The organism is Novosphingobium sp. BL-S-24 (assembly GCF_055521575.1).
The window spans coordinates 983,064-1,003,107 of sequence record NZ_CM145488.1 but is presented as its reverse complement, the minus strand read 5'-3'; the positions used below and the strand labels follow the sequence as shown (position 1 = coordinate 1,003,107).

Sequence of the window (20,044 nt, the reverse complement as noted above, 5' to 3'; positions counted from 1 at the left end):
GCGGCGCTGCACGACCTCTTTGCGCCTTAGGCCCATTTCCTGAATGCGCACATTGACAATTTAATCCGGGTAAATATAGGGCGCTCTCATGCCCATCACCGTATTCCACAAAGACGAAATTATCGCTCGCGGCTCTTCAGCCGACGCCCGCACCGCGACCCGCGCTCTCGATACGCCAGCCCGCAGCGGCGACCTGCTGGCGTTCGATGACGATACCGGCCGTCAGGTCGACCTTGATCTTGCCGAGCCAGCCAGCCCCCGTCCGCGCGGGCGCCCGGCTCTGGGTGTCGAGGCGCGCGAGGTGACGCTGCTTCCCCGGCATTGGGACTGGTTGGCAAGCCAGCCGGGCGGCGCTTCCGTTACGCTGCGCAAGCTGGTTGAAGCGGCGATGAGGGCAGGGCGGAGCGAGCGTGACTGTCTGGACGCTGCCTGTCGTTTCCTCACGGTGATGGCGGGCGACCGCCCCGGGTACGAGGAAGCCACGCGCGCACTTTACGCAGGCGATCGCGATAACTTCGATGCTCTGTGCGTGCTGTGGCCCAGTGCCATTGCGGACTATGCCCGCCAACTCGCCTGGCCGAAGGATCGCCTGTGATGCCGCATGGCTGGATCATCCTCGACAAACCGGTGGGCCTCGGCTCGACGCAGGCGGTCGCGGCGGTGAAGCGTAATCTGCGCGAAGCGGGGTTCGGCAAGAAAACCAAGGTAGGGCACGGCGGCACGCTGGACCCGCTGGCCTCCGGGGTTCTGCCGATCGCAGTGGGGGAAGCGACGAAGCTGACCGGCCGGATGCTCGACGCAAGCAAGGCCTACGCCTTTTCGATCCGCTTCGGCGAGCAGACCGACACGCTCGATCTGGAAGGTCAAGTAGTCGCAACCAGCGAGGTGCGACCTACGCGAGAGAAGGTGGCTGCGGTACTGGCGCACTTCACCGGCCCCATCGAGCAGGTGCCACCCGCTTATTCGGCCCTCAAGGTGGACGGCGAGCGCGCTTACGATCTGGCTCGCGCCGGAGTGGACGTGCAATTGCAGCCGCGCAGCGTCACGATCCACGATATCCAACTCCGCCCCGAAACCGAGGGGGAGGGCGACGTCACTTTACTCGCCAAAGTGTCCAAAGGCACCTACATACGCTCGCTGGCGAGGGACATCGCTCTTGCCCTTGGATCATGCGGTACCGTCACCATGCTGCGCCGCGTTCAGGCCGGTCCGTTCATCCTGTCACAGGCGATTTCGCTGGACAAATTGAACAAAATCGGTAAGGGCGCGCCTCTTGAACACGTACTCTTGCCGCTGGAGGCGGGGCTGGACGACATCCCGGCCATCGACCTCGATCCGGAGCAGGCAGGGGCGGTCCGTCAGGGCTGCGTTCTGACCGGAATGCCCCACGAAGATGGGCTGTACTGCGCGCGGTTGGGCTTAGTCCCCGTCGCTCTCGTCCAGCTTTCGGACCATGAGGTCCGCGTCGTCAGGGGGTTCAATCTATCAGATGTCGCGGAGTAGAAGAAATGTCGGTTACCGCTGAAAAGAAGCAGGACATCATCACGGACAACGCCCGCGCCTCTGGCGACACGGGCAGCCCGGAAGTCCAGGTTGCGATCCTTACGGAGCGTATCAAAAACCTGACCGAGCACTTCAAGGCTCACCACAAGGATAACCACTCGCGTCGCGGTCTGCTGGCCATGGTCAACAAGCGCCGCTCGCTGCTGGATTACCTGAAGAAGAAGGATGTAGCGCGCTATAACTCGCTCATCCAGAAGCTCGGTCTGCGCAAGTAAGATCGACCTTGGAGCGGCCCCTTGTGGGCCGCTTCTTGCTTTCGGGCGGCGCATTCGCGCTCCCCACCGATTTACCGGGTATCCTCGCAATTCGGCAAGGAGCCCTGGGGCCGAGAAAAAGCCCCGCACCGGACCGGGACGGTACCCCGGCAGTAAGCCCCGCCGTTGCAATAGGGCCGGTGGGTCGAGGAAAATCTTATGTTCGACGTCAAAACCGTAAGCATGGAGTGGGGCGGCAAGACCCTCACCCTGGAAACCGGCCGCATCGCCCGTCAGGCCGACGGCGCTGTTCTTGCCACCTACGGCGAAACCGTGGTCCTGTGCGCAGTGACCGCCGCCAAGTCGGTGAAGGAAGGCCAGGACTTCTTCCCGCTGACTGTCCACTATCAGGAAAAGTTTTCGTCTGCCGGCCGCATCCCCGGTGGCTTCTTCAAGCGTGAGCGCGGCGCAACCGAAAAGGAAACGCTGACCAGTCGCCTGATCGACCGTCCGATTCGCCCGTTGTTCCCTGAAGGGTTCTACAACGAAATCAACGTTATCGCTCAGGTTCTGAGCTACGACGGTGAAACCGAAGCCGATATCGTTGCGATGATCGCCGCGTCGGCCGCGCTGACGATCTCGGGCGTGCCGTTCATGGGCCCGATCGGCGCTGCGCGCGTCGGCTATGTCGATGGCGAATATACGCTGAACCCCAAGCAGGACGTCGCTCTGAAGGACGGCAGCCTCGATCTCGTCGTCGCCGCCACCAGCGATGCCGTGATGATGGTGGAATCGGAAGCCAAGGAACTGACCGAGGAAGTCATGCTCGGCGCTGTCATGTTCGCGCATGACGAAATCCGCAAGGTTGTGAACCTCGTGATCGATCTGGCCGAAAAGGCTGCCAAGGATCCTTGGGACGTAGACCTGTCGGACAACACCGCCGACATCAAGGCCAAACTGAAGAAGGCCGTCGGCAAGGATGTAACCGCTGCGTACAAGCTGACCGACAAGTCGGCCCGCGCTAACGCCCTGAACGCCGCCCGCGCCAAGGCGAAGGAAGCGTTTGGCGCAGAGACGCCGCAGACGCAGATGGTCGCCATCAAGACCATGAAAAAGCTGGAAGCCGAAATCGTTCGCGGCGCCATCCTCAAGGACGGCAAGCGCATCGATGGCCGCAAGCTCGACCAGGTTCGCCCGATCGAAGCGATCGTCGGCTTCCTGCCGCGCACGCATGGTTCCTCGCTGTTCACCCGCGGCGAAACGCAGGCGATCTGCACCACAACCCTTGGCACCAAGGAAGCGGAGCAGATGATCGACGGCCTTGAAGGCCTGTCGTATTCCTCGTTCATGCTGCACTATAACTTCCCGCCCTACTCGGTCGGTGAAGTGGGGCGCTTCGGCGCTCCGGGTCGTCGCGAAGTCGGTCACGGCAAGCTGGCATGGCGTGCGCTGCACCCCGTGCTCCCCGCCAAGGAACACTTCCCTTACACGATCCGCGTTCTGTCGGACATCACCGAGTCCAACGGCTCGTCCTCGATGGCGACCGTTTGCGGTGGCAGCCTTTCGATGATGGACGCCGGCGTGCCGTTGGTTCGCCCCGTCTCGGGCATCGCCATGGGCCTGATCCTGGAAGGCAAGGACTTCGCGGTTCTTTCCGACATTCTCGGTGACGAAGATCACCTCGGTGACATGGACTTCAAGGTTGCTGGTACCGAAGTCGGCATCACGACGATGCAGATGGACATCAAGATTGCCGGCATCACGAAGGAAATCATGGGCAAGGCGCTGGAGCAGGCGAAAGCCGGCCGTGCGCATATCCTCGGTGAAATGACCAAGGCTCTTGGTTCTTCGCGCTCCGAATTGTCGGCTCATGCCCCGCGCATCGAGACGATCCAAATCGACAAGTCGAAGATCCGTGACGTTATTGGCACGGGCGGCAAGGTCATCCGCGAGATCGTCGCCGAAACCGGCGCCAAGGTCGACATCGATGATGAAGGCACGATCAAGATCTCGTCGTCCGACATCGCGCAGATCGAAGCTGCCAAGAAGTGGATCCTCGGAATTGTCGAGGAAGCGGAAGTCGGCAAGGTCTACAACGGCAAGGTCGTCAACATCGTCGACTTCGGGGCGTTCGTGAACTTCATGGGTGGCAAGGACGGCCTTGTCCACGTGTCCGAAATGCGCAACGAACGTGTCGAAAAGCCGACCGACGTCGTCAAGGAAGGCCAGGAAGTAAAGGTCAAGGTCCTCGAGATCGACCCGCGCGGCAAGGTTCGCCTGTCGATGCGTGTCGTCGATCAGGAAACCGGTGCTGAGTTGGAAGACACCCGTCCGGCTCGCGAACCACGCGAACCGCGTGGCGATCGTCCCGGCGGCGACCGTGGCGGCGATCGTCGTGGCCCGCGCCGTGAAGGCGGCGGTGGCGGCCGTGACCGTGGCCCGCGTGGCGGCGGTGATCGCGGCCCGCGTCGTGATCGCGACGGGGAGAACGGTGGCGGCAATCCCGACCATCTGCCGGCCTTCCTCAAGGAAGACTGACCGGATCGCCTTTGATCGGGCGTGTAACGATGGGGTCGCACGAGAGTGCGGCCCTTTTCGTTTAGACCGTGCTGAATACCGAACGGATCAGGGATGCAATTGCCCTTATTCCCCGTATATTGGTAGTCATGGTTTCTAATTTTATCGATCGGCTGGGACTGTCAGTTCCCATCGTCCAAGCACCGATGGCGGGCGTTTCTACACCGGCGTTGGCGGCTGCGGTATCGAACCGGGGCGGGTTGGGTTCGATCGGGGTCGGTGCCGTAGACGCCAGCGGTGCACGCGCCATGATAGAAGACTTGAAGGCGCGCACCTCGCGCCCTTTCAACGTCAATGTGTTCGTCCACGACACGCCCAAAGTGGATCCTGCTCTGGAAGCCGAATGGGTAGAATGGCTGGGCCCCCAGTTCGCGCAATTTGGAGCCTCGCCTCCGCGAACGCTGAGCACCATTTACCGCAGCTTCAACGACGATCCGGACATGTTGGCGATGCTGCTGGACGTTTCGCCCGCAGTTGTCAGCTTCCATTTTGGGATTCCCCCCGCATCCTACGTGCAAGCGCTACGCCGAAGCGGCATTCTTTTGATGGCAACCGCCACCAGCATCGAAGAAGCGCGCGCGATCGAGTCTGCGGGAGTCGACGTCGTCGTGGCACAGGGAATTGAAGCCGGTGGCCATCGCGGCATTTTCGATCCGTCGGCGACGGACGACGCGCTCGGCACCATTGCGTTGACGCGACTGCTGGTCAGTCAGGGCGGGCTTCCGGTCATCGCCGCGGGAGGCATCATGGATGGTGCCGGGATATCATCAGTGCTTGATCTGGGTGCCATCGCCGCACAACTGGGCACAGCGTTCATCGCCTGCACCGAAAGCTCCGCAGACGAGGCATATCGCGCCGCGCTGGCAGGGCCAGGAGCTTATCATACGACGTTGACGTCTCTCATCTCCGGGCGACCGGCGCGCGCGCTAGCAAACAGGTTCACCGAGCTGGCGACATCAGCTAAAGGGGTTCGTCCACCGGATTACCCAATCGCTTACGATGCCGGAAAAGCGCTTAATGCTGCGGCGAAATCCAAGGGGGAGTATGGTTTCGGCGCGCAATGGGCAGGGCAGGGGGCTCCTTTGACACGGCCGATGCCTGCCGCCAGGCTGATGGAGGTTCTGGAAATGGAGCTTGAGGAACATCGGGGCGGCAGACCTGCCTAGAGCGCTGACAGGTAATTAGCTTCAGTGTTCAATAGGCACCAATCGCCTTCAAATTGCCTTGATCGAGCAGCATAATGATGCCGCATCGAGTCAGGGAGATTGGTCGTGCCGTTACCCGAAGCACCGCATGCGATACATCTTCCGCATGTCGCTGCGGAGTTTGATGTGGCGGCTGGCGCTGACCTCGGGATGAAGTCCGGCATGGTTCGTCCTCCCTGCGGAGGTGGGTCGGCGGGCGAAATTGTTGTTTGCGCTCGCAGTCCGGATGCCGACCGTCTGCCCATATTACCCGCGAGCCCTACTCCGGCGTTACCGAAGGCTCAAGCCCGGCTGAGTGACAATGCCACTATCGATCTTCGCATGGGTTCGGTTCAGCTACCCGGAGCACAGAGTAATCGCCTGATGGTAGGCGTTAAGATCGGATTTTGACGAGCGGGTCGGGCTAGGCGCGGAGCGAGTTAGCCCGGCATGATCAGGGATTTTGGGGTGATTTGGTACGCCCCGCGGTAATGATGCGAACCTGGTTTTCGAGGATCTGGCCTTTCATCACGCCTTCGCCCTTGGTGGTAGAACGAGGCAGATTCCAGATCGTCTTGACCACATCCATGCCCGAGGCGACGTGGCCGAATGCGGCGAAGCCGGCGCCGGGGTCCTTGCCCTCGTTGCCTTCTTCTGCATCAAGGGAAGGCATGTCTGACAGCAGAATCAGGAAGTCGGCCGTTGCGCTGCCGGGGGCGAAGCGGGCCATCGATACGGTGCCTGCCACATGTCTGATGCCGGTTTTGCTGGTCGGTTCATGCGCCACGGGGGGCAGCAAGTTAGCACCGTTACGCACGCCGCCTTGCAGCAGGCCCTGATTGGGATCGTGATCGAAGTGCATGGCGCGGTAGAACACCGCGCCGTCCATCTTTTTCGCGTCGACGTATTTCAGGAAGTTAGCGGTAGTCAGAGGCGCGTGCGTTTTGTCGAGCGCAAGAGTGATGACCCCTTGCGAGACCGTGAGAGCGACGTAGACCCATTCGGTAGGCACCGGAGCCTTTGCAGCTTCAACCGCAGCGGGCGGGGTCATCGCTGCAGGGGCTGTCTGCGCGACCTCCTGAGCCAGAGCAGGTGTGATGAACAAGGGCGCCGCCAGCAGCGCCAGCGCCGTCTGCGTAATCATGCTGCCAAGCCGCCGCATCGGGTCAGCGGACGCGCGGGCCGCCGAACGGCAACGGCGGGGGCGCTCGACGTGCACCACGCGGCAGTTGCGCCTGATAGGCACGTCCGCAATGCTCAACGCAATATGGGAAGCCGGGGTTCACCTTTTCGCCACAGAAGTGGAAGTCCGGCTCTCCCGGATGACCCATGGGCCAGCGGCAGACACGATCGTTGAGATCCAGCAGGCTGGTCTTGTCAGCAATATCCGCACTGGGCTTGGCGGGCACAAGGCGGCGTGGGGGTGCGGGCGGTATAGGCTGCTGCTGATCGCCAGGCCCTTGCCTTAGGAATCCTCCGGGGCCTACCGATACGACACGCGGCTGCGAAGGCGCAGGCGCAGGCGCAGGCGCATCTGCAGAGATAGGCGAAGGTTCTGGCGCGCGTGGCGGTGTAGGAGGAGCGACAGGAGCGGTGCGCGCCTGTATCGGCGCGGCGGGAGCCTTTAGCTCAGGTTCCGGCGCATGCGCGACTGGCGGCGCTGCATCCGGTCTGGCCTTCTTCGGCGGCGCCGGGCGTGCTGGCTTTTCATTGGCTTTGACCGGGGAAGGGCGAGCCTTCAGGCCAAGACGGTGGGCCTTGCCGATCACCGCATTGCGGCTGACGCCGCCGAGTTCGTCCGCGATCTGGCTGGCGGTGGCACCGCCTTCCCACATCTTGGTCAGCTTCTCGATCCGCTCGTCAGTCCAGCTCATCACAGTTCCATCATAACTAAGGTAGGGCGCCACGCGACCGTCCCACAGGATGCGTCACGAGAATCGCCCCGGAAATTCAGGCGCCCCTTGCCTCGCAAGCGTACAGCCGATAGTCGCCGGTCCATGCCCGATCAACCCCATTCGACTCAACCGACCACGACCGTGGGAGCGGCGATGCCGCAATCCACCCAGGCTATGCCACTTCCGGGTCGCTTTCCGGCAAAGGGAGAGCCGGTAATCCACCAAGTGAACTGGGTGGGGCTCAAGACCCTATATATGAAGGAGGTGCGCCGCTTCTTCAAGGTCCAGACCCAGACGATCTGGGCGCCCGCGATCACGACGATGCTGTTCCTCGTCATTTTCACGGTGGCCCTAGGTCGGGGTGGCCGGGAAGTGCTTGGCGTCAATTTTGCGACCTTCGTGGCGCCGGGCCTGATCGTGATGGGCATGATGCAGAACGCTTTCGCCAATTCCAGCTTCTCGTTTCTTGCGGGCAAGATCCAGGGCACGATCATCGACTTCCTGATGCCGCCTCTGACCGAGGGCGAGTTGATGCTGGCGATCGTATCCGCTGCCGTTACGCGTGCGGTGCTGGTGGGATTGGCGCTGACGGCGGCGATGCTGTTGTGGCCGGGCGTCGACCTTTCGATGGCGCATCCGTGGGCGGTCCTGTGGTTCGGCCTGACTGGTTCGGTCTTTCTTGCGCTGCTCGGTTTCTTGTCGTCCATCTGGGCGGAAAAGTTCGATCACAACGCGGCCGTGACCAACTTCGTCATCGCGCCACTTTCGCTACTGTCGGGCACGTTCTATGTGATCGACAATCTGGCTCCAGCCTTTCAGGCCATCAGTCGGGCCAACCCCTTCTTCTATGTTATTTCCGGTTTCCGTTTTGGATTCCTCGGCCAGAGCGACATCGGCGATACCAATATGGCGGTGCTGCATAGCGCTATCGGCATCGGCTTGCTTGATGCGGCGCTGGCGACGATCGTTTTCGTTGTCTTGCGCTCTGGTTGGAAGCTGAAGGGGTAGAGATCAACGGGCCACGGGGAGAAAGGACCGATCTACTCCTTTTATTAACGAAAAGTTATCCATGGGTATGCACATCGGTGGACGGTGATGCATAAGCAGGCCTCGAGCGAAAGTCGCAGTCGGACCGTCGTAAGATTTACGACGCCAATCGTCTTTGCGGCATTGTGCGTCATGACATGCATTCTGATGCTGCTTTTGTGGTCAGGGCGCGAGGTTGACCGGATTGCCCTCGAACGAGATCGGGACATCGTCTCGCTTGTGCTGTCGCAAGCGTCAGAGCGGGTAGCCCACGCACAAGAGTCCTCCACCATCTGGGAGGAAGCTGTCCGTCAGGTGCGCAAGCGTCCGCTAGATCTGTCGTGGATGGACCTTAATCTTGGCGGCTGGTTTACGGAATACGCCGGAATTGATGAGGTCTACGTCCTCGATCCCGAGGACAGACCGATCTATGCAATGGGCGATGGCGATCGTGTTCGCCCAGAAAGCTACATCGCTGTAAAGGACGCTGTCTTACCCCTCGTCGCCAAACTGCGATCCACCCGCTTAATCAAGGTGCGCACCAACTCTAATCTTGCGATGTTGTCGCCAGGCTATGGGGACTTTGCGATCGTGAAGGGTCGGCCGGCTGTCGTCAGTGTAAAGCCCATTGTGACCGATAGCGCCAAGTTGCGGCAGAAGCCCGGCAAGGAGGCAGTCCATGCCGCGATCCTTTATCTCGATGATGGCTACTTTTCTCGCGTCGGCCGTCAATATTCAATGAATGCTGCGCATTATGCGGTTGCCCCCGCTCGCGATTCTGGTTCTCGATCTGCACCCATCCGGAACCGATCCGGTGGCATTGTTGGCTTTCTGGTCTGGAAACCGTTTGCCCCTGGCAGTCAGGTCACGTCCGCCGTCGGCCCGTTCCTGTTGCTTGTGCTGTTGCTGTCTACCGGCGTGATCTATCTTCTTGCCAGCCGACTGGCGCGGCGTACTCACGATCTTGAAGTAAGCCGTCACGATGCCCAGCACCGAGCCATGCATGACGAGCTTACCGGTTTGGGGAACCGGGCGATGTTCGAGCAGCGTTTGGAAGAGGCGCTGATGCGATCACGGCGCAAAAACTCATTGCTCGCGCTTCTTTACATCGATCTCGATCGCTTCAAGCAAGTGAACGACACCCTCGGCCATCCGGCGGGAGACGCACTGATCCGGCAGGTAGCCCAGCGCCTTGAGGCTGAAGTTCGTGGATATGATTTCGTCGCAAGATTGGGCGGAGACGAGTTCGCCATCCTGATCGGCGAGCCGGAAGATCGCGCGACGATTGAGCGGATCTGCACGCGGGTGATCGCCGAACTGGAACGCCCTTTTGATCTCGACGGGTCGCCCGCCTTCATTGGTGCGAGCGTTGGTGTAGCGGTCTCGCCGGGTCACGGACTTGATCGTACCGAGTTGACCCGCAAGGCAGATATTGCATTGTATCGCGCCAAGCACGAAGGGCGCAGCCGCTTCTGCTTCTTCACGTCAGACATGGACGTCGATGTTCACGCGCGAGAAGAACATTACCGGGAATTGCGGATGGCCATCGCGGATTGCGACCGGCATCTGGAGGTTCACTATCAGCCGATATACGCAATGCGCGATGGCCGCATGGTTGGTGTGGAGGCGCTTTTGCGCTGGCAGCATCCGGAGCTTGGGTTGATCGGCCCCATCGAATTAATTCGCTCGGCTGAGGAATTCAATCTTATCGAGGTGGTGGGAGACTGGGTTCTGCGCCGAGCGGTAAGAGATGCTCTCTCCTGGCCCGGCCTACGCGTGGCGGTGAACGTGTCACCTACACAGCTGCACAGCCGTCATTTTGCGGAAACCGTACGTGACTTGTTAGCCGAGACTGGCTTTTCGGCCAACCGGCTCGAATTGGAACTGACCGAAACTGCGCTTATGACCGCGTCAGAGGACGTCGCACAATCCTTGCGGGCGTTGCGCGCCATGGGCGTGGCTTGCGCGCTTGATGACTTTGGCACCGGATATTCCTCGCTCAGCCACATACGCGATCTCGCGGTGGATCGGATCAAGATAGACCGATCGTTCGTCCAAGCGGTGGGAACCATACCCGGTGCGGCGCTGGTTGAGGCGATCGTTTCCCTGGCAAGGGCAAATGGTTTGCAACTGACTGCCGAGGGGGTGGAAGATCATGCACAATGTGCATTCCTCAGTCGCGTCGGATGTCATGAGGTTCAGGGGTTCCTGCTGTCACGGCCGGTCCCAAGTTCGAAAATCGATCAAATTTGCGACATGCCACCTGAGCCCCGCGTCCTATCGCGACACCGGATAGCAAGCTAAGACTTTCTCAGTGGGCTAATCCCGGACGGAGCCGATACCGTCCCTCATCAAATTGATCGAACATCTGGGCCAGGGAAGGGTGATCCACCGGCCCTCCGTCCGCATCGCCGAGCAAATTCTGCTGGCTGACATATGCCACGTAGCTGGATTCTTCGTTTTCGGCCAACAGATGATAGTATGGCTGATCGCGCATGGGTCGAACGTCATCCGGAATCGACTGATACCATTCTTCGCTATTTGCGAAGACGGGATCAACGTCAAAAACGACGCCACGAAAATCGTGATGCCGATGTCGTACGACGTCCCCGATCGCAAATTGCGCCCGCATCTGCCGGGGAGCATCGATCACGCGTCCGGCTTGAGGAGAGAAAAAGGACGCTCTATTCATGGGTTGCGATATAGGTTTCATGTCCAAATCAAACAAGCCGCATCGCACCTCGTTCCCGACAAAGTGCATTTGGGGGTTGGCAAGCCACCGCAAGTCCGCTAACCGCGCGCTTCCTTGACCCGGTGGGCAAACCCCATTGTATCTCGATCTCTAGCGGAGAGGTGGCAGAGTGGTCGAATGCGCTGCACTCGAAATGCAGTGTACGGGAAACCGTACCGTGGGTTCGAATCCCACCCTCTCCGCCAAGAGCCCTTCCAGAACGGTCCACAAAGGACCACTGGGATGGACTTTTTCTCCCTGATTACCGACGTTTAGCTAGCCAGTTCGGCTCCGGTCGTCCGCACCCGTCCATGCCCTTCCAGCGCTCTGGAAGCACGCAAACGTGGTACGCGGCGTCCAAAAACGTGGTACTTTTTGGAGATCGCAGATGCTCACTGAAGCGAAGGTCCGCGCGGCAAGGCCGCGCCCCAAACCCTACAAGCTCACCGACACCAATCGACTGTTCCTGCTCGTGACGCCCAGCGGAGGACAACTCTGGCGGTGGGGCTACACGTTCGATGGCAAGCAAAAGGGGATGGCATTCGGCGCATATCCGCTGGTCACGCTTTCTGACGCGCGGGCAAAACGCGACGAAGCCTATACCACGCTGTGCCAGGGTCGAGATCCCACCATCGCGAAGAAGCTGCGGGTAGAGGCGGTTCTCGAGGCGGAGCGCCAGACGTTCGAGCGGGTCGCCCGCGAATGGCACGCTAATGCGAAGGCCCAGTGGGCCGCTGTCCACGCCAGCGATATTTTCCGCAGCCTCGAGCGCGACGTCTTCCCCTTGATCGGCGAATTCCCGATCGCGAGCCTTACACCGCCTCATGTCCTCGGCGTTCTTCGAGCGATCGAGCAGCGCGGCGCGATCGAGACGGCCAGGCGCGTACGCCAACGCATATCCGCCGTCTTCATCTATGCGATCGCCCAGGGCATTGCGCAGAACGATCCGGCCGAAAAGCTCGGCGCTGTCCTCAAGCCGCTGCGAAAGGGCCGCCAACCGGCGATCACCCAGATCGAGGCCCTGCGCAAGATGATCGTCGCTGCGGAAGGAGACTATGCCCGCCCCATCACCCGCCTGGCCCTGCGCCTGCTTGCACTCACTGCGGTGCGGCCGAGCGAGCTTCGCGGGGCGCTCTGGGCCGAAATGGAGGATCTCGATGGTCGCGAACCGCTGTGGCGCATCCCCGCGGCACGGATGAAAGGAGATCTTGATCGCAAGGACGAGATCGACGGCGATCACCTCGTTCCCCTCACGCCTCAGGCGGTGGGCGTGCTCAGGGCGCTTTGGCCGCTCACCGGCGGGGGCAAGTTCGTGTTCCCCAGCACCCGCCATTCCCACAAGCCCATGAGCGAGAATGCGATCGGCTATCTCCTCAACCGGGCAGGCTATCACGGTCGTCATGTCCCGCACGGTTTTCGCGCAGCCTTCTCGACGATCATGAACGAGTGGGCGGAGCGGGAAGGCAAGAGCCATGATCGCAAGGTCATCGATTTGATGCTTGCCCATGTTCCCAAGGAAAGGGTCGAGAGCGCTTACAACCGGGCAGCCTACCTTCCTCGCCGCCGGGAATTGGCCGAGGTTTGGGCCGGAGTGTTGACCGATGGCTTGCCCGATCCGGCCTCGCTGCTCGCCGGGCCCGCAAAGGAAATAGGGTTGCACTCGCGTCGGCGCATGCTGCCGATCGTCGAGGCAGATTTTCGCTTCCCAGCGCGGATGTAGTTTATTCTCCGGCGCCTAAAACGTTGCTGACTGAGCCGAGGGAGGGCAAGGATTCCTACCGACCCTTCCTTTGGCTAACCGGCCGTTTGCGACCAAAATTCGCCGTTCCGATGCGGTGGCGGGAATGTCCGCTCACGCCGGAACCGGTCTTTCGCAATTTTGATGGCTTAATCCTCATGCTTGTGGGCTGCGCCGCAGGCTTCCTTTTTTTCCGTTCAACCTGCTGAACCCAATTCCTGCATCTGGAAAGCGAGCGCCGCTGCACTCTCGCGTTACGGCGACGGCAGGTGACGCACGTACGCATTCGTCATTTTCAGCTTTAGGCCAGCGGGTTATATGACTGCTATGATTCCAGACCGGTTCGTCACAGAGTTCCCAGCGCGGTGTCTCACCCTGCTCGAGAGCTTCGAGAGCGATGCCACCCGTCAGGACCTGGTCGGCACGTTCGCCATCATGCTGGCCTCGTCGATGCTGACCGTTCCGCTCGAAAGGCTCAACGCCCGGCACCCGCTGCACGGTGCCGGCCACGACCTCGCCGCAGGCCTGAAGCGCATCGCGGGCCAGCGATGGGTCGAAGTCGGAGAATGGGCGGCGGCGTCACCGGTCCGATGGCGCTTCGCGCGCATCATGGGCGATCCGAACGAAGTCGCCGGCTGGCGGGACGAGCGCGACGTCAGGTCGATGGCGGAAGAGGCAAACACGATCGGCAGGCGTCGCGCGGTCGAGGTCCTGCGGGTGCTCCGCAACGCGCTCGCGCACGGCAGCATCGTCTACCTCAACGAAGACGGGCACGAGGTCGCAGGCGCGCGGGTCGAGTGGCTCGGCTTCCTTTCGAGATACGAGGAGACGCCGGAACAGCGCGAGGCCGGCGAGACATATCGGCTGGTCGCCGTGCGTGAGGCGGACTTCCTCGCCTTTATAAAGGCGTGGGCGACATTGATTGGCCAGCTGGGCATCGGCGACGACCTGCGGGCCGCATGACCCGACGCAAGCCGGCTCGATGCGGCGCGGAGCCACCGGGTATCAGGGGCGCCGGTCCCTCCTGAATGGCACCGCGAGCTTCTCGCCTTTGAGCTCGGCGCGCACCCGGTCCCATTCCTCTTTCAGCAGTATTTGGCCCCAGCGCACGAGCCACCGCGCCCACCGGGCTCGGTCGGCGGTCGATAGCGTCGGGTGGTCCAACCGGCGGATGACCATGGTCAGGTTGCGCGACGGCACCTCGCGGGGGTTGAGCAGCAGCGCGATCTTCGCCCGGCACTGGTTGGCATCTCGCTGGCCCTGCTGATGCGCGACGATCTGCCCCGGCGTGGCATTAGTTGGGAGCGGCCGGTAGTTCGCCAGAAGGGAATGCAGCCTGGACAGCTCGTCGCGGACGGAGTTGATCCAGTCCTGCCGCAGCCGGGCGACCGCGTGCACGCCGAGGTTGTCGGCGTTCCGCCCGGCGACCGCCGCGCTCTCGCGGGCGGCCCCCGCGCTTTCGACCGCGGCGCTCGCGCCGAGCGCAGAGGCCTTCGCGGCGTCCGCGGCGACCTGCACTGCGGACTTGCTGATCTCCGCCTGCTCTCTGGCGATCGCGGGGTTGGTGCGGGCGGTTATCCATTGGGTCGCGAGGACGCCCGCGGCGCCGACCAGCCCGGCAACGATTACTTTCAGCCAGCCCCGTTCGTCGCCGCCGCCCCGGTCCGTGTCGGTCGCGGGTGCAACCTCGGCATTCGCCGCGTTCGCCTCGCCTGCCTCCGTCGCCTTGGCCTGCGGTGGTGCGTCACCTACGAAGTTGTCGCCGGGCACGCTCCCGTTCGCAGCCACGTCGTTCTGAATCGACATATTGGTCGCGATGCCGTTGGAGACTTGGGCGGACGCTAGCGCAGGCGTTGAGGTGGCGAGCACGAGCGCGGCAAGCGCCGACAACGGGATCAACATGGCGTGTCTGCGTTGGCGGATCATTGGCTTGTTCATCGGCCACGAATGCCTTGGCGGCCTATGCCAGTCCAGTGAATCGTACGCAGGGCGCCGCCGGCTTCAAAGGTTCAGTTCGTCCTCGTGCTTGATGTAGTTGGCCCGACCCGCGCCCAGCGCCGGCGGCACCGTCACGCCAACGATGAACCATGATTGGGCGAGCTGGGCGAGGTAGGCGAAGACGCCTTCCTCATCCGAACGCCCGACGATGTATTGGAATTGATCACCGAAGTCGAAGTTACGGCGCTCACCGGTACGATATTCCGGCATCATAGTCCCGAACTGCTCGACGATTTCCGGGGCCGCGTGATCCGTGAATTGGAAGAACTCTGTTCGGATGTGATGGTCGAGCGGCAACGGCTGGCCCACTTCCTTATAGTGGAGCGCCAGCGTCAGTTTCCGCGCGAACGCGTGGACCGCATCCCGCCACCCCGGTCCTAGTGCAAGCACCGGCGCATCGGCCATGGTCTCGCCAGGCCCGGGGACCCAGCCGCTGTCCACGATGGCCTTTTCCCGCTCCGTGTCGCTCGTGAATTCGCGCGGGAGCAGGTCGGGGGTGTTGTTCCTGACGCCGCGGATCAGCTTCTCCAACACCGCCTGATCTACCCGGCTCTCGTCGTGGTCGGCGACGCGGATGAGCAACGCCATGCCTTGCTCAATCGACGAGATCTTGGCGTTGCAGGGCTCGCATGCCGGAAACACGAATCCCTCGGGCCACTGGCGCTCGACAAAGCACTCGCGCGACGGAACGTGGTCCTCAGTGGTCGCGGCCGCGGTGCCACAGTTGAAGCAGATCGGGTGCTGCTTCAGGAATTCCTGCTTGCGCTTGTTTCCACTCACTAACTCACTCCGTTTGCCTGCGTCGCAGAAATCGGCGACCCGCCTGTCTCGAACAAGGGGCGACCCCAGTCGCCCGTTTGGCAATTATGCCGATGGCGTGACGCCACCAACACTTCGGGCGCGTCGGTGGTCGGCGATCACCTCGCCTTTCTTCCTGTCGGATCTTCCATATAGTTGTTGAGCTGACTAGGCCCTTATTTCCGCTCGGCCCCTGGCGGGTGCAGGTCGATGTTTCGGCCACACTGATCGTCGGCGCCTCGCCTGAAGGACGCCCGCACGCCCCGGCCTTAACGTGCGAGAGGTCGGGCGAGCGCTGAACGCCGGCTTCTGACAAGAACTGCCGTTCGGCTGTCGCATGGGAATGGCGGAAAGGTCCCAGCTCCCGTCCGAACAATGTCAACATATCACCTAATGGAAGAAGTTATTGCGAGCCATTATCATATAATTTAGCATCGCGGCATGACCGCCCTTACGCAAACGTCTTTGGAATCCATCTACCGTGCGCATGAGCACTGGCTGCTGAACTGGCTGACCGATCGCGCCAGTTGCCGGGCGCGCGCGAGCGATTTAGTGCAGGAGACATTCTGCCGACTGGCGGCGCAAGACAAGCTGTCCTTTCATTCTCATCCGCGACGCTATCTTGCGACGGTGGCGCGCAGGCTCCTGATCGACGATGTGCGCCGACAGCGTTCCGAACGATGTTTTTTGGAAGCCTTCGCGCTGCACATGGGTGATGCAGTAGAGCCGTGTCCCAACCGGATCATCGCAGCGGTGCAGGAAATCTCCGCCCTGGCGGAACTGCTCGGCGAACTTCCCGATCGCGTTCGCCGCGCTTTTTTGATGAGCCGGATCGATGGCCTTACCTATGCCGAGATCGGCCAGGAACTTGGCGTGTCGGCGAGTATGGTGAAGCAATATGTCGCGCGAGCCTTCGCCCATTGCTACCTCGTCATGCATGACTGCCCGGACTGATCCTGCAGAACCCAACCGCGCCGTCATCGAACAGGCCGCCATGTGGCAGGCCCGGCTGGCCGACGAAGATTGCGACGCCGCCGACCGCGCCTCGTTCGACCATTGGCTGAACGAGCATCCGTCGCACTGGATCGCTTTTGACCGGATGAGCAGTATCGCCGGTCGCGTGTCAGACCGCGACGTGATCGAGCGAACCGCATTGCAAGCCATGCTTTCGCGGCGTTCGCGCCGAACCGCTTTTGTTGCAATTGTCCTTGTGGGTGGCGCTGGCCTCGCGGCATGGCTGGCTGCGCATGACCCGTCCGTGCGGGCACCTATGGCTGATGCACGCACGGCCGTGGGGGAGATACGATCAGTCACGCTGGTCACGGCCGATCAGGTCACGTTTGACAGCGATAGTGCCGCCGACGTCGATGAGGGAGAACGCTCTGTCCGGCTCTGGCGGGGCGGAGTCATGGCCAAGGTCGCGAAAGGTTCGGCCCAGCCATTCGTGATCCGCACATCCCAAGGGTTCGCTCGCGCGCTCGGCACGCAGTTCAGCGTGCGTATTGCGGCGGACGCCACCATCGTCACCGTGATAGAATCCGGCGTGGAAGCCTGTGCAAGCCAGGGTGGGCGTCGATGCCTGACACTTAGGCCGGGTCAGAGCGCGCGGCTCGATGGCAGTGGCGTGCAACGGCTCGCTGATATCGACCCAGCGACAGAGACGGCATGGAGCGATGGGCTGCTGATCGCGGACGACATGCCTCTCGCGCAGGTGATCGACCGGCTCAATCTCTACCGGCCGACGCCGATCCGTTTCGACGCGGCCGAACTCGATGGGCTGAAAGTCTCAGGGACCTTTCCGCTTACCGACGCCAATCGCGCGCTGGCGAGCATAAGAGCTGCGCTGCCCGTGGCGATCGAACGGAGTGGAGAAAGCCTCACGATCCGTCGCCGTTAAAAAAAAAGCCGTTCCGCACTGTCCCTCGCCGCGGCTGATCCGTCCGTAGGAAGAGCATCCGAACAATGGGGGATATAAATGACCGATCGTTTTCTGCGCCTGGCTGGCGCGCTGCTGTGCTGTGCAACACTTCCCGTCCTGCCTGCTAATGCTCAGGTACAGAGCGCGGCGACGCGCAGCTTCGACCTGCCGGCCGAGCCGCTGGGCCGCGCGATTGCCCGCTTTACGCGAGCATCCGGCATACTCGTGGTGGCCGATGCCAGCCTAACCCGGGGCAAGCGCAGTAGCGCCGTGCGTGGCGATCTTGCCTCTAGGGAAGCGCTCGATCAGATCCTGCGCGGAACCGGGCTTGAGGCGCAGCCGGACGGGCGCGGCGGCTATGTGCTGGTCCGAAGCGAGGTATCCGTTGCGCCAGCGCCTACGCCTGCTGCGACTGCAATAGCCGATCCCGCGCAGACAGAAATCCTCGTCTATGGCCGGCTGACACGGGAAACAACGCTCAACATCCCGCAGAGCGTCGATGTCATCACCATTCACGCGATCCAATCGAGCAACAGCGACACGGTGGGCGAGGCGCTGCGCTTTCTGCCCGGCGCATCGCGGGACGGCTCGACCCTCGACGCCTTTGGCGATACCTATCTGATCCGGGGTTTCCTCGCCAACCAGACGGTCAACGGTATCGCCGTCTCGACCATCCGGCAGCCACGCGATAGCATCGGCGTCGAACGGATCGAGGTTCTTAAAGGACCGGCTTCGGTTCTTTATGGGCAGCTTCAACCCGGCGCTGTGGTCAACGTCGTCACCAAGCAGCCACAGCGCGAATGGGCCGGCAGCGCCGGTCTCAGTTATGGACGCTACGACGATTTCAGAGGGACGGTAGACCTGACCGGGCCGCTGACCGCCGACGGCAACCTGCGTTTCCGTGTCACCGGCGCCTATGACGATGCCGACAGCTTCATCGATTATTGGCACCGCCGGCATATTTTTGTCGCGCCGGTGCTGGCGTTCAATGCCGGTGACGCGACGACGGTGACGATCGAGGGCATGTATTCACGCAACCGCCTCGAGGGCTTCTTCAACGGCCTGCCTGCGGAAGGGACGGTGCTGCCCAATCCTAACGGCCTCTTCGCGCGATCGCTGACGCTGACCGATCCCACCTTCCGCCCGTCGATCCGCGAAGACAGCGAGATCACCGCGCGCGTGGAACATGCCTTCAGCGACAGGATACGCTGGCGCACGGCGATGACATGGATGCACGAGCATCGGGACGAGGAAGGGGTGCTCGGCCTGCTGGGCTGGGCCGACACCGCCAAGCGCACGCTGTCGCGCGCCGTGCTGGCGTCGGTATCGTCAGGCGATACCTGGACCGCGCATACGGACTTGGGCCTGGGGTTCGAGATCGGCCCCTTCAGCCATGAACTGGTGATCGGAGGCGATTATACCTGGTTCGACCGCTATACGACCGGGACCACCAGCCTCGCACCCGGTCTCGATCTGTTCGCGCCCGTCTATCTGAAGGCAACACGGCCGGCGACGACGCTGGTTCCAAGCCGCAGCACGACCAACGACGAATCAACGCGCACCGCCGGCCTGTTCGCGCAAGATCGCATCGCCCTTACCGACCAGATCAAGCTCATCGCGGGCGTGCGCTGGTCCGACTATCGCCAGACCGTCGTCAGCACGCGCGGCGGCGCGGCGCTCACCCGCGATCAGCAGCAGACGGCGTGGACGACGCAGTTCGGCCTACTCTATCAGCCGACGCCAGAGATCTCGCTGTTTGCCAACCGCACGACGTCTTTCCTCCCCGTGCAGGGCATCACCTCTGCTGGCGCGGCGCTCAAGCCCGAGACCGGCACCCAATATGAAGTGGGCGCGAAGGCTGTCCTGCTGAACGGCGCGCTTTCGCTCAACGGCTCACTGTTCCACCTGGAGCGTGGCGACGTGGCGGTGGCAGACCGGGTGACACCTGGCTTCCTGATCGCGATCGGTGAGCAGGTCGCCAAGGGCTTCGAACTGTCGGCGACGGGGCGCCCGGTCGTTGGCCTGACCCTCTATGCTGGCTATGCGTACATGGACGCAAAGACGACCGAGGACAGCAATCCTGCCATAGTTGGCCAGCGCATTCGTAACACCCCCGAACATAGCCTGGTCCTGCGCGGCGACTATGAGGTCAAGTCTGGCGCACTGGCCGGCTTGTCTCTCGGCGGCTCCGCGACCTACACCGGCAAGCGGCCCGCCGATATCGCCAACAGCTTCTCGCTGCCCAGCTACTGGCGACTGGATGCCAATATAGCCTATGCCCTTACCGACCATGTCGAAGTGGGTGCGAGTGTCGAGAATCTGGCTGACGAACGCTACTACAGCAACGCCTACAGCCTGTTCGAGGTTTGGCCCGGCGCGCCGCGGACGTGGCGCGTCAACCTCACGACCCGGTTCTGAACGG

17 protein-coding genes and 1 tRNA gene are annotated in these 20,044 nt (G+C 62.1%); 13 read left to right on the top strand and 5 right to left on the bottom strand.

What is annotated here, in order from left to right:
• The first annotated feature begins 88 nt into the window (after window positions 1-88).
• The 5 genes from ACZ1JM_RS10045 to ACZ1JM_RS10025 all read left to right on the top strand — a co-directional run bounded on the left by ACZ1JM_RS10045 (window position 89) and on the right by ACZ1JM_RS10025 (window position 5,500).
• The gene (locus ACZ1JM_RS10045) at window positions 89-595 is read left to right on the top strand and encodes a DUF2239 family protein (protein ID WP_465134669.1); all 507 of its coding nucleotides are present in this window, start codon (window positions 89-91) and stop codon (window positions 593-595) included.
• Window positions 595-1,503, top strand: a complete 909-nt coding sequence (gene truB, locus ACZ1JM_RS10040) for a tRNA pseudouridine(55) synthase TruB (protein WP_465134668.1) — start codon at window positions 595-597, stop codon at window positions 1,501-1,503. Before ACZ1JM_RS10045 ends, truB begins: the two co-directional genes overlap by 1 nt.
• Window positions 1,504-1,508: 5 nt before the next feature.
• A complete protein-coding gene (rpsO, locus tag ACZ1JM_RS10035; RefSeq protein ID WP_465134667.1) occupies window positions 1,509-1,778 on the top strand; it encodes a 30S ribosomal protein S15 in 270 nt (89 codons plus the stop codon).
• A 198-nt stretch (window positions 1,779-1,976) separates the two neighbouring features.
• Entirely contained in the window at window positions 1,977-4,295 is a 2,319-nt protein-coding gene (pnp, locus tag ACZ1JM_RS10030) for a polyribonucleotide nucleotidyltransferase (protein ID WP_465134666.1), read from the top strand.
• 128 nt (window positions 4,296-4,423) lie between these two features.
• Window positions 4,424-5,500 carry an NAD(P)H-dependent flavin oxidoreductase gene (locus ACZ1JM_RS10025; protein WP_465134665.1) on the top strand — a complete coding sequence of 359 codons (1,077 nt, stop codon included), beginning with the start codon at window positions 4,424-4,426 and terminating at the stop codon, window positions 5,498-5,500.
• A gap of 472 nt (window positions 5,501-5,972) precedes the next feature.
• Here ACZ1JM_RS10025 and ACZ1JM_RS10020 read toward each other — a convergent pair whose 3' ends face one another.
• Both ACZ1JM_RS10020 and ACZ1JM_RS10015 read right to left on the bottom strand, forming a co-directional pair.
• Window positions 5,973-6,662, bottom strand: coding sequence for a peptidylprolyl isomerase (locus ACZ1JM_RS10020; protein ID WP_465134664.1), 690 nt, complete (start codon window positions 6,660-6,662; stop codon window positions 5,973-5,975).
• Window positions 6,663-6,684: 22 nt separating this feature from the next.
• Window positions 6,685-7,392, bottom strand: coding sequence for a GcrA family cell cycle regulator (locus ACZ1JM_RS10015; protein WP_465134663.1), 708 nt, complete (start codon window positions 7,390-7,392; stop codon window positions 6,685-6,687).
• Window positions 7,393-7,515: 123 nt separating this feature from the next.
• Between ACZ1JM_RS10015 and ACZ1JM_RS10010 the strand changes: the two genes are divergently transcribed.
• Together ACZ1JM_RS10010 and ACZ1JM_RS10005 are read left to right on the top strand one after the other, a co-directional pair.
• Complete coding sequence (locus ACZ1JM_RS10010; RefSeq protein WP_465134662.1) at window positions 7,516-8,421, top strand: ABC transporter permease; 906 nt, start codon at window positions 7,516-7,518, stop codon at window positions 8,419-8,421.
• 171 nt (window positions 8,422-8,592) lie between these two features.
• The gene (locus ACZ1JM_RS10005; protein ID WP_465134661.1) at window positions 8,593-10,743 is read left to right on the top strand and encodes a bifunctional diguanylate cyclase/phosphodiesterase; all 2,151 of its coding nucleotides are present in this window, start codon (window positions 8,593-8,595) and stop codon (window positions 10,741-10,743) included.
• A 7-nt stretch (window positions 10,744-10,750) separates the two neighbouring features.
• Here the strand turns inward: ACZ1JM_RS10005 and hspQ are convergent, their stop codons facing one another.
• The gene (gene hspQ / locus ACZ1JM_RS10000) at window positions 10,751-11,131 is read right to left on the bottom strand and encodes a heat shock protein HspQ (RefSeq protein WP_465135032.1); all 381 of its coding nucleotides are present in this window, start codon (window positions 11,129-11,131) and stop codon (window positions 10,751-10,753) included.
• 155 nt (window positions 11,132-11,286) lie between these two features.
• Between hspQ and ACZ1JM_RS09995 the strand changes: the two genes are divergently transcribed.
• From ACZ1JM_RS09995 to ACZ1JM_RS09985, 3 genes are all read left to right on the top strand, one after another.
• Window positions 11,287-11,376, top strand: a tRNA-Ser gene (locus tag ACZ1JM_RS09995).
• 182 nt (window positions 11,377-11,558) lie between these two features.
• Window positions 11,559-12,890: a tyrosine-type recombinase/integrase gene (locus tag ACZ1JM_RS09990; RefSeq protein ID WP_465134660.1), complete on the top strand. Its 1,332-nt coding sequence runs from the start codon at window positions 11,559-11,561 to the stop codon at window positions 12,888-12,890.
• Between the two features lie 336 nt (window positions 12,891-13,226).
• A complete protein-coding gene (locus ACZ1JM_RS09985; RefSeq protein WP_465134659.1) occupies window positions 13,227-13,871 on the top strand; it encodes a hypothetical protein in 645 nt (214 codons plus the stop codon).
• A gap of 42 nt (window positions 13,872-13,913) precedes the next feature.
• Here the strand turns inward: ACZ1JM_RS09985 and ACZ1JM_RS09980 are convergent, their stop codons facing one another.
• Together ACZ1JM_RS09980 and ACZ1JM_RS09975 are read right to left on the bottom strand one after the other, a co-directional pair.
• Window positions 13,914-14,846 (bottom strand): hypothetical protein, encoded by a 933-nt coding sequence (locus ACZ1JM_RS09980; protein WP_465134658.1) that lies wholly within the window; start codon window positions 14,844-14,846, stop codon window positions 13,914-13,916.
• A gap of 63 nt (window positions 14,847-14,909) precedes the next feature.
• On the bottom strand, window positions 14,910-15,686 hold the full coding sequence (locus tag ACZ1JM_RS09975; RefSeq protein WP_465134657.1) for a hypothetical protein: 777 nt from the start codon (window positions 15,684-15,686) through the stop codon (window positions 14,910-14,912).
• A 459-nt stretch (window positions 15,687-16,145) separates the two neighbouring features.
• Here ACZ1JM_RS09975 and ACZ1JM_RS09970 point away from each other — a divergent pair, with 459 nt between their 5' ends.
• The 3 genes from ACZ1JM_RS09970 (at window position 16,146) to ACZ1JM_RS09960 (ending at window position 20,040) form a co-directional block, all read left to right on the top strand.
• Window positions 16,146-16,658 (top strand): sigma-70 family RNA polymerase sigma factor, encoded by a 513-nt coding sequence (locus ACZ1JM_RS09970; RefSeq protein ID WP_465134656.1) that lies wholly within the window; start codon window positions 16,146-16,148, stop codon window positions 16,656-16,658.
• Window positions 16,642-17,601 carry a FecR family protein gene (locus ACZ1JM_RS09965; protein WP_465134655.1) on the top strand — a complete coding sequence of 320 codons (960 nt, stop codon included), beginning with the start codon at window positions 16,642-16,644 and terminating at the stop codon, window positions 17,599-17,601. The genes ACZ1JM_RS09970 and ACZ1JM_RS09965 overlap by 17 nt, the downstream gene beginning before the upstream one ends.
• A gap of 78 nt (window positions 17,602-17,679) precedes the next feature.
• Window positions 17,680-20,040, top strand: coding sequence for a TonB-dependent siderophore receptor (locus ACZ1JM_RS09960; protein WP_465134654.1), 2,361 nt, complete (start codon window positions 17,680-17,682; stop codon window positions 20,038-20,040).
• Window positions 20,041-20,044: the final 4 nt, after the last annotated feature.